11 protein-coding genes are annotated in these 12,973 nt (G+C 53.7%); 8 read left to right on the top strand and 3 right to left on the bottom strand.

Features of this window, described 5'->3' with window-relative positions:
* Positions 1-18: 18 nt before the first annotated feature.
* Positions 19-810, bottom strand: coding sequence for an SDR family NAD(P)-dependent oxidoreductase (locus ACFSSA_RS05185; RefSeq protein WP_386818970.1), 792 nt, complete (start codon positions 808-810; stop codon positions 19-21).
* A 136-nt stretch (positions 811-946) separates the two neighbouring features.
* On the opposite strand from ACFSSA_RS05185, the gene ACFSSA_RS05180 reads away from it, so the two are divergent.
* A complete protein-coding gene (locus tag ACFSSA_RS05180) occupies positions 947-1,408 on the top strand; it encodes an SRPBCC family protein (RefSeq protein ID WP_386818968.1) in 462 nt (153 codons plus the stop codon).
* 1 nt (position 1,409) lies between these two features.
* Here ACFSSA_RS05180 and ACFSSA_RS05175 read toward each other — a convergent pair whose 3' ends face one another.
* Entirely contained in the window at positions 1,410-1,706 is a 297-nt protein-coding gene (locus ACFSSA_RS05175; protein ID WP_386818966.1) for an Hpt domain-containing protein, read from the bottom strand.
* A gap of 115 nt (positions 1,707-1,821) precedes the next feature.
* Between ACFSSA_RS05175 and ACFSSA_RS05170 the strand changes: the two genes are divergently transcribed.
* From ACFSSA_RS05170 to ACFSSA_RS05160, 3 genes are all read left to right on the top strand, one after another.
* Positions 1,822-3,189 carry a sigma-54-dependent transcriptional regulator gene (locus ACFSSA_RS05170; RefSeq protein WP_386818964.1) on the top strand — a complete coding sequence of 456 codons (1,368 nt, stop codon included), beginning with the start codon at positions 1,822-1,824 and terminating at the stop codon, positions 3,187-3,189.
* 57 nt (positions 3,190-3,246) lie between these two features.
* Positions 3,247-3,807: a heme NO-binding domain-containing protein gene (locus tag ACFSSA_RS05165; RefSeq protein ID WP_386818962.1), complete on the top strand. Its 561-nt coding sequence runs from the start codon at positions 3,247-3,249 to the stop codon at positions 3,805-3,807.
* 110 nt (positions 3,808-3,917) lie between these two features.
* The gene (locus ACFSSA_RS05160; RefSeq protein ID WP_386818961.1) at positions 3,918-6,380 is read left to right on the top strand and encodes an ATP-binding protein; all 2,463 of its coding nucleotides are present in this window, start codon (positions 3,918-3,920) and stop codon (positions 6,378-6,380) included.
* Here ACFSSA_RS05160 and ACFSSA_RS05155 read toward each other — a convergent pair.
* Positions 6,377-7,810, bottom strand: coding sequence for an efflux transporter outer membrane subunit (locus ACFSSA_RS05155; RefSeq protein ID WP_386818959.1), 1,434 nt, complete (start codon positions 7,808-7,810; stop codon positions 6,377-6,379). The two genes, ACFSSA_RS05160 and ACFSSA_RS05155, sit on opposite strands and share 4 nt — an antisense overlap.
* Before the next feature lie 267 nt (positions 7,811-8,077).
* Here ACFSSA_RS05155 and ACFSSA_RS05150 point away from each other — a divergent pair, with 267 nt between their 5' ends.
* The 4 genes from ACFSSA_RS05150 (at position 8,078) to ACFSSA_RS05135 (ending at position 12,972) form a co-directional block, all read left to right on the top strand.
* Entirely contained in the window at positions 8,078-9,133 is a 1,056-nt protein-coding gene (locus tag ACFSSA_RS05150; protein ID WP_386818957.1) for a glycosyltransferase family 2 protein, read from the top strand.
* 48 nt (positions 9,134-9,181) lie between these two features.
* Entirely contained in the window at positions 9,182-10,432 is a 1,251-nt protein-coding gene (locus ACFSSA_RS05145) for a glycosyltransferase family 4 protein (protein ID WP_386818956.1), read from the top strand.
* A 38-nt stretch (positions 10,433-10,470) separates the two neighbouring features.
* Complete coding sequence (locus ACFSSA_RS05140; RefSeq protein WP_386818955.1) at positions 10,471-11,439, top strand: hypothetical protein; 969 nt, start codon at positions 10,471-10,473, stop codon at positions 11,437-11,439.
* Positions 11,440-11,517: 78 nt separating this feature from the next.
* Positions 11,518-12,972 carry an efflux RND transporter periplasmic adaptor subunit gene (locus tag ACFSSA_RS05135; protein WP_386818953.1) on the top strand — a complete coding sequence of 485 codons (1,455 nt, stop codon included), beginning with the start codon at positions 11,518-11,520 and terminating at the stop codon, positions 12,970-12,972.
* Position 12,973: the final 1 nt, after the last annotated feature.

Here is a 12,973-nt window from a genome sequence, read left to right as displayed (position 1 = left end):
TTTTTTTTACAAACAGGATTAGAAGGCGCTTTTGAGGATGCCGCCTTCCACACGCATGGCGGCTCCTGTGGTCGCGGAAGCCAGCGGGCTGCAGAGATAGGCTACGAGGGAGGCAACTTCGGCTGGATCGGCAAAACGCTGATTGAGTGAGGTCGGTCGGTTGTTTTTGAAGAAATCTTTCTCAAATTCCTCCGCTGACTGGCCGGTTTGTTTTGCCATATCGTCAATGAATCCGATCACCCCACGTGATTTTGTGGGGCCTGGAAGAACGCTGTTTACCGTGATACCAGTGCCGGCGACGTCTTCAGCGATTCCCCGTGCAATGGCGATCTGAGCAGCTTTTGTCATTCCGTAATGAATCATTTCCGCAGGGATCTGCACGCCGCTTTCGCTGGAAATGAAGATCACCCGTCCCCAGTTTGTTTTCTTCATCCGCGGGAGATAGCTGCGGGAGAGGCGCACCCCGCTGAGGACATTTACCTCGAAAAAACGTTTCCAGTCCTCGTCCGGAATTTCTTCAAAAGGTTTGGGCTCGAAGATACCCAGATTGTTCACCAGAATATCCACTTCGGGATATTGGCTTGTCAGCTTTGCGATCTCTTCCGGCAATGACAGATCGCCGGCAAATCCCAGTAGTTCGCCTTTCGCCGTTGCCTTCAGCTCGTCGATCGCTTTTGCGACAGATTCCTCGCTGCGGCCATTGACGATGGTTCTTGCTCCCTCTGCGGAGAGAGCTTGTGCGATGGCAAATCCGATTCCCGCGGTGCTTCCGCTTACGAGAGCAAGTTTTCCTGTAAGTTCTAAATTCATATCTTTGTTTGTTTCTATTTCGGTCGGACTTTCGCACCGAACGTAAGGGCGGGTTTTTCATCCGCAATCGCTGAAAACGAATATTTGGGATCCTTGCCCGCTTGCTTCAGCCGGAAAACGAACGATGGTTCCGGCCATGATCCACACATTAGAACAATCCCAGTTTCTCCCGATTTCTCTGGAAGACGCATGGGATTTCTTTTCCAGCCCCCGGAATTTGGACCGGATTACGCCTGCCGAATTAGGATTCAAGATTGTCCATCAGCCCGGTGATAAAATGTATGAAGGACAGATCATCGAATATCGGGTGATGTTGTTTCCCGGATTCTGGGTGCCTTGGGTAACGGAAATAAAATGTGTGAAGGAACAGCTATCTTTTATCGATGAGCAACGCTTCGGCCCCTACAAGTTCTGGCATCATTTGCATCGTTTTGAGCAGGTTCAGGGCGGCGTGCTCATGAAAGACCTGGTCCATTATGCCCTGCCGTTATGGCCCGTTGGCGAGATCGGACATGAAGTGTTTGTGCGTCCGAAACTGGAGCGAATCTTCAGTTACCGTCGCGAAATTCTGGAAAAAGAATTTCGCGGACATTCGTAGGCTATTGATTCCCTACGGCGGACCTAGTGGCGGCTACCAGCTGAGGGAAATCCTGCGTGACATGCTTTGGGTCAGGAAACTGGTTCGACTTTGAGAGCTCCTCCCAGACGTTTGCACAGTCGGAAATCGCTGCTAGACCCAGCAATCCTGCGGAGCCTTTGATCTCGTGGGCAAGATCGCAAAACCCGCTCGCATCATTATTTTCCAAATGATGATTCAGCCGTGCCGGGTATTTTTCGCAATCGCTGAAAAAGCTTTCCAGCAAGGTGACGAAATCATCACCAAGCGTATCTCGCATGGTTGAAAACTGTTCGATATGAATCAGCTTCATATCATCTGGACTGAATTCTCCACCAGCGCTCATGTTTGAGACGCTTTCTTGTCATAACAGATTAGACAAGTAGAATCGGCCCATGATGCGCGGTCACCAATCTCCGGAGCTTGTTGTTGCTGAAGACAGTAATACGGCTAGGAACCTCCTCTTATTGCTGGCAAAACAACGGGGGGTAAGAGCTGCGGGCGCTGCGGATGGTGAGTCTGCGATGAAGCTCATTGGGCACGAGACCAAGGCGGTTTTGCTGGATTTGCGCATGCCTGGGTGGGATGGGTTCAAATCGCTGGAATATATGGCCCTGAATCACCCGAAAATCCCCACGATCATCCTCTCCGCGGCGGATCAGGCTGCGGAGGCAGTGCGGGCCTTGAAGCTCGGGGCGGTGGATTACCTTACAAAGCCTTTTGATCCGGAAGAGTTGTTTGCAGTCGTTTTCAAAGCCTTCGATCTTTATCGGATGCGCGAGGAGAACGAGAATCTCCGTGACGCCGTCGGTGAATCCGCCAACACGGAGGATATGGTGGCAGTCTCTCCGGGAATGGTCGCCCTGATGAGCAAGGCCAGGAAAATTGCTCCCTTGGATTCCAGTGTGCTTTTGACTGGGAACAGTGGAGTGGGAAAAGGAATGCTGGCGCGCATGATTCATTCTTTAAGCGGCCGCTCCTCACGGCCGTTTGTGACGGTCAGTTGTCCGGCACTGCCCAGGGAACTCTTGGAGAGTGAGCTCTTCGGCCACGAGAAGGGCGCATTCACAGGAGCTGTGAAGCGGCGTATCGGGAAAATTGAATCCGCTGCGGGTGGCACGCTGTTTCTGGACGAAATCGGTGATCTCCCGATTGATTTGCAGCCGAAGATTCTGAATGTGTTGCAAGACAGACAGTTCCAACGTGTCGGCGGCGAGAAAACCATTCAAGCGGATGTCCGTTTGATCGCGGCAACCAATATTGATTTTGCGGCTAAGATCAAAGAAGGATCATTTCGTGAGGATTTGTTTTACCGCTTGAGCGTGATTCCGCTGGAAGTTCCCTCGCTATGTGATCGCCGGGACGAGATCGGGCCCTTGGCGGAGAAAATCCTCGGGAACATCTCCCAGAGAAGAAATTGCCCGCAGATTCGTCTCAGCCCGGAAGTGTTCGAGCTTTTCCAGAAATATGATTGGCCTGGAAATGTCCGCGAGTTGGAGAATGTGTTGGAGCGTTGCTCGGCCTTTTGCGAAGAAGGGGAGATCACGCTCGCGGATCTTCCTCCAGAGTTCAACCAGGCGACTTCCAAGGGAAGTTCATCATCTGCGGGTTATTTGGCGGGGATGCCGCTGGAGGAAGTCATTCGTGCTGCCATTGAGCAAACTCTGGAACTGTGCCAGGGCAATCGGGCGGAGACCGCGAGAAGGTTGGGGATCAGTGAAAAATCAGTTTATAATAAGCTCAAAGCCTACGCAAATACGTAAGGTGAGATAAAGCCTTGCTGCTTGACCGGCCGAAAATACATAAGAAGATCATAGCTAATGTATGGGATGGTTAATAAAGCGGTGCAAGACCTCGTCATCACCAATTTTGGCGATGAAAAATGGGATCTGATCAAGCAAAAGGCTGGAGTGGAAGTGGATGTGTTTCTCTCCAATGAAAGCTATCCGGATGAGATGACCTATGATCTGGTCGAAGCGGCTAGCGAAGTGCTGGGAGTCTCCGGACGGGAGGTGCTACATGCCTTTGGCGAGCACTGGGTGTTACAAACGGCGCGACAGGGCTATGGCAGTATGCTGGAGGCAAATGGCCGAACCCTCCCGGAATTTTTGATCAATCTACCGACTTTTCATACTCGGGTGGCGATGATCTTTCCCGACCTAAAACCCCCACGTTTCAATTGCACTGATATTAAGGAAAACTCACTGTTGCTTCATTATCACTCCCATCGTCCGGGGTTGACAGACTTTGTAATCGGTTTGCTGCAGGGACTGGGGAAAATGTTTAATACCTCCACTAAGATCGTAGTCGCACAGCGAAAGGCTGAAGGCGCGGACCATGATGTTTTTGCGGTCAGCTGGGTGGAGGGAGAGGCCGGATGAATCCTCCGGACGATGATGCGGTGAGTCTTCACGGCCAGCAGCTTGAAAGGGCTTTTCCTTTTTTTATCCGCTGGGATGAGAAATTCAGGGTCTCAGGATACGGCGGAAGTATGCATAAAATCTGTCTTGATGTGAAAGTCGGGGCCGCGTTTGACGACTTGTTTTTTTTCGAGCGTCCCGCCGGAGATATGGAAATGGCGGAAGGTTTTTTACGGTCCAACGAAAATTCGCTTTATCTTTTCCGGCACAAGAAGACCCACCAGCTTTTCAGAGCACAGCTGGTGCTTCCATCATCAGCCCATGAGGCCGGCTTCTTCCTGGCTTCTCCTTGGTTCAATATTCCTGAACAGGTGGCTGAGTGCGGCCTGACCCTTTCGGATTTCGCCGTTCACGATCCGATCTTTGATCTTCTGCAGCTGGTGCAAAATCACCGGGGTGCGGTTGCCGAGCTGAAATCGTTGGCAGATTCTCTGACCAGTGAACGGACAAAACTCCGGCTTGCAAACAAGCGCCTCTCTGAGAAAGAGGCGGAATCCAGGACGCTGGCTCTGGTGGCTGAGCGGACCGATAATGCGGTGATCGTGACCGATGCGGCAGGCTGTATCGAGTGGGTCAATGAAGCATTCGTGCAGATAACCGGTTACGAATTGGAAGAGGTGGCGGGAAGGAAGCCCGGCTCGTTCCTACAAGGGCCATTAACGGATCAAAACACGGTAGCCAATATTCGTGAGAGCCTGGCAAATGGGAAAGGCTTGCGGACTGATATTCTAAATTACCGGAAAGATGGTAGTTCATATTGGCTATCAATGGAGATTCAGCCAATGTTCAATGAGGACGGGTCTCTCCGGAATTTTATGGCGGTGGAGCGGGATGTGACCCGTGTGAAAGAGGAAGAGCGGCGCCGTTGGATCCAGCATGCGGTTTCCAGTATTCTGGCATCTCCGTTGTCTTCGGAGCAAGCCGGAGCGAAAATTCTGCAAGCGGTTTGTCCCAAATTGGGAGGCTCTCTCGGGTTGATGTGGATGTTGCATCCGGAGACCAATAACCTGCGATGTGTCGAGACCTGGCATGATCCCCGGATGAATGTCGCCGGGTTTCTGGATGTATCGTTGGACCGGGAAATTTCCATTGGAAGTTATCTCCCGGGATTGGTGTGGGAATCCGGAGATGCGATCTGGGTTCCCGATCTAGGGCTGTATAAGGAATGTCCCCGTAGCACAGTGGCGGCTGGCCTGGGACTACACGGAGCCTTCGCATTCCCGATCGTTTCGAATGGAAGGATTATCGGGATTTTCGAGCTTTGTGGGCAGCACATCATGGAGCCCGATGAAGCTCTCTCGCAGGTCGTCACCGAGATCGGCTTCCAGGTGGGGCAGTTCGTGGCCCGGCGGCAAGCGGAAGATGACTTGAGAGAGGCCAAGGAAATTGCAGAGCGTGCGAACGAAGCGAAATCGCTCTTTCTTGCTACAATGAGCCACGAGATTCGGACACCGTTGAACGGGATTCTTGGTTTCTCCGATCTGCTTGCGGAAACATCTCTCACCAGGACCCAGCAGGAGCATCTGAGCACGATCCGCAACAGTGGCGATATTTTGCTGCATATTATCAACGACGTCCTCGATTACTCCCGGATTGAGAGCGGTGCGGTGAAGATCGAGGAGATAGCATTCAATCCATCGGCTCTTGCTGAACAATGCTTTGCAATCCAGCGACAGAGCGCCGAAAGCAAAGGGCTGGAAATCCTCCTGGATATAGATGCCGGGACACCGGATTCCGTAATGGGAGATCCCGCGCGGCTGCGTCAGGTCGTCATGAACCTACTGGCGAATGCGATAAAATTCACCGGGAAGGGGAGTGTAACCTTAAAAATCTGGGCCGAGGACGCCAGGCTCAATTTCGAAGTCCGGGATACCGGTATCGGCTTCGATCAGGTGATCATGGAGCAGCTTTTCAAGCCATTCCAACAAGCCGATGCCAGCACTACGCGGGAATATGGTGGGACGGGTCTCGGATTGGCGATCTGTGACCGACTGTTGAATTTGATGAATGGAGGGATCACTGCGGAATCGGAGCCTGGCGAAGGATCGGTTTTCCGCTTCTATATCCCGCTGTCTGTTCCCGAGAAATCAGCAGGGGAGAGGGAGGATGACGGAATTTTCCCGGCGAGGATTCCCTCAAAGGTAAATGCGGAAGGGCGGACGATTCTGATTGCGGAAGACAATGCGGTTAACGCACGTCTGATGAAAATTCTGCTCGGGAATCTCGGATATCGTGTTCTGCATGCGGAGAATGGCCTGGAGATTTTAAACCTTTTCAAAAAGGAGCAAGAGGCTGTGACCATTTTCATGGATGTGCGGATGCCAGTGATGGATGGCACGGAAGCAGTCCGGAGACTACGGGCCGGCGAATGCGGGGAGCGGGGGAAAATACTGCCCGTTATAGCTCTTACCGCAAGTGTGCTGCCGGCTGATCAGAAAGCCTGTATTGATGCCGGGATGAACCATTATCTGGCGAAACCGTTTCGCCCGCCACAGCTATTGGCTGTGCTGAAAGATGCCGGAGTGCTGGATTAGTCCTGGTCCTCCGCCACGGAGGGTGGGGGCTCCATGCCCTTCGGCATGGGTAGCGGGCCACCTCCGAGGGCCTTGAAAAGTTTTACCGAATGTGCCGCGAGCCTGCCCCGGGTCGCGGAAGCCTCGTCGCGCGTATCGATCGCATCCTGACGCGCGTTGAGCAAGCGCCGGAGATCGACAAGCCCGGAGCGATAGGAATCTGTCATCAGCTCGGCCGTCCGCTGGTATTCGGAAGCGGATTCAGAGAGTTTCTCCAGAACCTGTTTTTCGAAATAGCAACCGGCCAGGGACTCTTCCACTTCCGCCACCGCGGTGAGGACGACCTCCTCATACTGTGCAAGCTCCATTTCCAATCCGGCTTCCTGCTCCTTTATTTTTGCCTGATCCGCACAGGCATGGAAAATCCTCCACCGGAGCGTAGGGCCTAGCCCGAGATCTCTGCGAAAAAGATCGGTGATACCTTTGGTGACGCTTCGTTCGTAGGTGATGGCGCCAGAGAGTGAGAGGCTTGGATATAAATTCGCAGTCGCCATGCCAATCCTCGCGCTCTGTGCCTGGAGCTTTCGCTCTGCCCGGCGAATGTCCGGCCGGGATCTCAATAGATCCGCAGGTAGGCCTGTGGAAAGCTTTCTTGGTGGGGTTGGGATGGGGGAAGCTGGCCTGATCATCGCAGTGGCCTGGGCCGGGTAAGTCCCCACCAAGGCCGCCAATCTACTCAAAATAGCTGCCCGTTCCGCCTCCAGCTTGGGAATTTTTGATTCCTGCTGCTTCAAGCGAGCGGAAGACTCCAGGACGTCCATATCCGAGCCCACTCCCTCTTCTTTTCTAACTTTGGTAAGATCGGCTATTTCTTTGTAATTGGCAGCACCATCCCGACTGACCGCCAGGCGCGCGTCAAGAGTCCGGAGGGCGATGTAATGAAGAGCGACTTCCGCGGTCACGATCACATGAAAGTCCCTCCAGCCCTCGATGCTGGCCTCATAATCTGCGGTGACTGATTCGACCTGACGGCTGATGCCACCAAACAAATCGATCTCCCAGCCCACATCAACTTGGGCAATTTCATCACTGGAGCTGCCCGGATCCCAATCGATCCCACTTCGGTCAAAGCTTCCCAAACCATGATCCTGCCTGCCGAAAAAATCACTGTGGGGGAAGAATGCCGCGCGGATGACACGACGCTGATGCCAGGCCTGTTCTATCCGGGCGCGGGCCCTTTTCAGGTCCGGATTGTTCTTACGCGCTGTCGCAATCAGTTTTGTGAGATCCGGGTCGTTGAAATCCGCCCACCATTTCTGCGCACCGGTTTTGGAAGCGGACTGCTCTTTTTCCAGAACCCTGGTCCAGCCATCCGGAACCGGTGTGACAGGGGATTCATAGTCCGGTCCAACCACGGTGCAGCCCAGCAGCGCAACGCTAGCCAGTATCAAACCTTGAACCTGAATTACCCCCCTCCGCATTCGTGGATGATTTTCTAACGTCCATGGTCGGACATGACCAGACGGAATCCAAGGAAGATTGTTGCTAAAATGGGGTAAAATTTACCGGTCATATTTTCCGGGTCAGGTAAAATTTACCGGATCTTTTGCCGAGGGGTAATGGGTGGATTATTTCGGAGTTTTTGTAAGGAGCTTGTAGTTAGGTAGTTGTAAGTCTTTTTGTCGATTTGGCACGATCTTAGCGATGTAGTTATCGTCATGAAAACTATCTCTCCTTACTCTTCCATCATCCGTCCTACCGTTAGCTTCATCATTCCTGCGAAGGATGAGGAAGCAACTCTGGCAACGCTCTGCACAGAGATTCAAAAACAAATGGAAAATCTCCGTTACAAGTGGGAGATCGTTCTTATTGACGATGGTAGCACGGATGGGACCTGGAGCGAGATGCTTCGTCTGGCCTCCGAGTTGCCAAAGAATATCGTGTCCCTGCGTTTTCGCCAGAATATGGGTAAGGCGGATGCCCTTTCTCTCGGATATGCGGAATCCAACGGAGATGTAATTTTCACCATGGATGCGGATCTTCAGGATGATCCGAATGAAATTCCTCGTTTCCTCGAAAAGATCGAAGAAGGTTATGATATTGTGACCGGCTGGAAGCAAAAGCGTCACGATCCGTGGCACAAAGTCCTGCCAAGCCGCGTTTTCAACGCAATGCTCAGCCACATCGTTGGTGTCAAACTTCATGATCACAACTGCGGCTTCAAAGCATACCGCCGTGAGGTTGCAAAGCAGCTGCCGATGTATGGTGAGATGCACCGCATGGTTCCATCCCTTGCTTCGTTCGAGGGGTTCAAAACCGCAGAGCTTGTTGTGCTGCACCACCCACGGAAGTTCGGTAAAAGCAAATACGGTGTGAAAAGAATCCTCTGCGGCATCTTTGATATGACAACCGTCGGCTTCCTCAAAACCTACCGCAACCGTCCGATGCACTTCTTCGGGCGCATCGCAATCGTCCTAAGCATCCTTGCCCTGGCGATCTGGACAGGTGCTGTCGCCACACTGGTTATGGGGGGCTCCGGTGCTGCCTCGCTTCTTCTTGCCGGCACCGTGCTTATCGCTGCGGCTGTCAGTGCCGTTGGGCAGGGGCTCAGTCTTGAGCATCGCGTTCATGCCAATATGGAGCCGGGCCGTAGCCTTCCGGTCGCGGAGCGTAGTGCCTCCCAGATTCCCCAGTTGCGCGTAGTGCCGGAGCTGGATCGCTTTTCCGCCGATTTGGGGAACGAAGAGGTGCCTCCTACAGCGATGGGGCTGTAAGCCTGAGACCGCGTAAATTTTTCAACCCTTTTCCAGCTATCCCCAGTCATGAAATCAGCATCAATCCATAACACCCGCGGCCCGAGAGTAGCCGTAGTTACTTCGACATATTCCCGCTCGCAGGATGATCATCAAGTGCCATGGATGCGCGAAATGGCCCGCCGCACCGTATCCTCGCTGCAGTCTTTGAAAGTTTACGCCGCGACTTTCCGTGGCCTCGGAGATCACAAGATCGATGGGATCGAAGTCCACCGTTTCCGCTATGCGACTGCTGCGTTGGAGACGTTGACCCATGATTCCGGCGCACCGAACAAAGCCCGCTCACTCGGTTACAAGCTTTTGGTAATTCCCTACCTTCTGTCCGGTGTTTTCTCGATTTTCCGCTGGTGCATCAAGGACAAGACCGAGGTTTTGCATGTTCATTGGCCGTTTCCCCATGGATTCTGGGCGCTGCTACCGAAGTGGTTTCTCGGTGTGAGAGTTGTAGCCATGTGCCATGGTGCGGAGCTGGCTCTGGCCAGAAACAATCGCATCATCTGTAAAATTCTTTCTTTCCTGCTGCGTCAGGCAGATGAGGTTTGCGTGAATAGCTCCCATACCGCAGCGGAGGTCAAGCGCCTCTGTGGGGTGGAATCCCGTGTCGTGCCTTACGGTGCGACGGTCCCGGAAATTCCGGAAAATACCCATGCGGAGATTCGCGAGGTTCCGTTGCTGCTTTTCTGCGGACGGTTGGTGCAGCGCAAGGGTATCGATGTACTACTCCGCGCCCTTCCCCAGGTTCTTGCCAAACAGGATGTGGAAGTGGTCATCACCGGAGAAGGGGACCGCAAGGCGGAGTGGGAAGCCCTTTCCGCAGAGCTTGGCCTGACAGGGAAAGTCCGTTTTGCAGGCTTTGTTTCGAATGCGGAACTCAGCGAGTTGTATCGCACCTGCACGATGTATGTTCATCCGGCGATCTTCGATGACAAAGGAGACACCGAAGGGCTCGGAGTCGTGCTGATCGAGGCTCTCGCCAACCGCAAGCCGGTGGTTGCCTCCGGTGTGGGGGGGATTGTGGATGTGATCATCCATGAGGAAACCGGGTTGCTCGTTCCGGAAAAGGATGAAGCCGCTCTTGCTGCTGCGATCCAACGCATCATCGAAAATCCGGCATTGGCTGCCCGCCTCGGTGAGGAAGGAGCTCGGCATGCGGCGCGGGCTTTCGATTGGGAGCGCTGCGCCAAGCTCACGCTCGAAGTCTATCGCGGCGAGGTTCCGGAATTTTCCGAACTTCCAGCTTCATCGGAGCTAGCCGCGTAATCGAATTCCAACTGGTAGGAGCTATAACCATTTTTAAAATGAACATCAAAAAAGCCATCAAGCCCGTCCTGCTCGCCTGCGCGATCGGATTGCCCCTTTCGATCTTGTGGAAAAATCTTCCTGAAGTGCTCTCAGCAGCCAAGGGAGCCAATTATGGCTTGGTGGCAATGGTGCTGCTCGGGCTGGTGGCCTATACGATTATAAATGCATCGGTCTGGTCGGAGGTTTTAAGAGGCCTCGGCTGTGGCGTGAGTCGGCTGACTGCCACGAGGACCTGGATCGAATGCGAGGCCATGAAGTGGCTGCCGGGAGGAATCTGGGGCTATGCTTCGAGAGTTGTGAAAGCTCCTGCAATCGGCGTGCCCAAGGCAATTGCGGGGGCGAGTCTTGTGGCCGAGCTTTTGATTACGATCATGGCTTGGGCGGTTTTGGGCGGAGTGGGACTCCTGCTGGATGGGAAAATCCTTGATGAGCTTTTGATCAAACTCGGCGGAGAAAATGCGGATGCGGGCTCATTGTACTGGATAATCCCAGTTGCCGGAGCAGCTATCGGCGCAGCTCTTGTTGCAATCAAGCCGGTGAGAAGCGCGGTGTTGAAACGCCTGGCCCCACTTCGTGTGCACGGCTGGAGTGCGCTGCCGCTTTTGAGATCGTTCCTGGCCTATCTGGGGCTATGCGTATTCCATGCTTTTATGCTGATGCTGCTGGTCAAAGCCGTGTTTTCAGACTCGGTGGACTTTTCCTTCGCGACTGCATCCGCAGCGGATGGCGGGGCGTGGTTGATCGGCTTTTTCGCCATCGGCGTGCCAGGGGGGATAGGTGTCAGAGAGGCCGGGATTGCTTGGTTTCTCGCGAATTATCTCCCTTTGCCCGATGCGATCGCGATCGCGGTGATGTGGCGCGCGCTTCAAATTTTTGCAGAGCTTCTGGCACTTGGCGGCAGCCTGCTAATCGGTCATTTGAGTCATCAGGAAATTCCCGTATCGGAATGTGAAGTAGCTAAGTAAGGAGAGTTTTACTTCTGCAGGAATCCGATCGGATCGCTCTGGTAGTTCGTGTATATTTATTATTAAGTATTCCCAGTGATGAACAGAGCGATGCGTTTCCTGATGACCAAATTCCACGATTTGTGGTCTTTGGTGATCGAACTAACCTTGTCGAATCTCAAGCTCCTGATGGCGATTGTTGCCACAGGTCTGCTTGGGATTTTGCTTGTTGTCGCGGTGATCGCGCCTTCGTGGACAGATCCGAGATCGAAATTTTATAGCTCAAAGCTCGGCTATCCATCCGTCATACGGAAGCTCGGCCGGCCATTGCCTGTGGAAATCGCAATCGCAAAAAACGCGGAGTTCGAGCGGTGGATTATGGGAGAGGGAACATGCGCGAGCACTCCTTTGCTCGCGCCGGTTATTCCAATGGCAATGGTCAGAGAAGTTCTCGTGGAGCCCGGTGACGTCGTGAAGAAGGATCAAGTGCTGGCGCGGATGGATGATACCCTGGCATTGATCAAACTAGAGTCCGCGAAGCTGGCTGTTGATACTGCGAAGGCGGAGCTCTCCCGGGTCCAGCTAGGTTCCGCCTATGTCCTCGCGCAGGAGCGTCCGGCGATGGAAAAGGTCAATCTGGCGGCGGACGAGGAGCTGATTTTGCAAGCTGAGGAAAAGGTGAAGAAATATCGTGAGGCATTTGCCCGTGGCGCGGTTTCCCGGACGGCATTGCTGGCCGTAGAGGGTGAATTCACGGAGGCAACACGCAAGGTTTCCCAAGCCAGGCTGCAGATGGCGATGTCGGAGAAGGGAGTGAAGGAAAGCCTGAAAATCGCTGAAAACGCAGTGAAAGATGCGGAAGAAGCGGTGCGCCATCGCGAACGGGAATTGCTCGGGTATGATGTCCGTGCACCGGATGCGGGGATTGTGGAGCGGGTGTTGTTGAATCCAGGAGAATATAACCAGGATAGTGGAAAACCGGGATTCGTAATTGCTGCGGGCCGCTGGTTTGAGGCGTATTTCGATCAGGCGGATTTCACAGATGTGGAAACCGGGATGGCAGCCCAAGTTCATCTGGAAGCCTTCCCGGGACATCCTTTTCCCGGCACGGTGTCGTTGATCGTTCCGGTGGTTTCGTTCAACCAGGGTGGTCCGGAAACCAACCGGCCGCTGCGTCCCCGGGGTAGCGGAGCGGCGGAATGGGCGGCTACGTTCAATGCAAGAATTGGCCTCACTCCGAAGGCCGACAAGGCGGCGCTGGGCATGACTGGTTTTGCAAGAATCAGGATCAAAAAGGAGAACCTGGCGATTCCACGTGGGGCGCTAGTATCCATATCCGCCGGCACCGGCTATATCTCCGTGGTGGATGAAAATGACAATTGGGCATCACGCTTGGTGGAGGTTGGGATCGTCGAGGATACAAAGGTTGAAATCCTCTCCGGCCTCAATCCGGGAGAGAAAGTCATCGTCCGCGGTCATTGGGTGCTGGAGGAGGGTGATCCGATTAGAATCGAGCGGCGCTGGGAGGATTTTGTGCCACCTGCCGGAGATTGAG

It is taken from the genome of Luteolibacter algae (assembly GCF_042683045.1).
Lineage (GTDB): Bacteria > Verrucomicrobiota > Verrucomicrobiia > Verrucomicrobiales > Akkermansiaceae > Luteolibacter > Luteolibacter algae.
The sequence above is the reverse complement of the archived record's forward strand: the minus strand, read 5'-3'. Positions and strand labels throughout refer to the sequence as shown.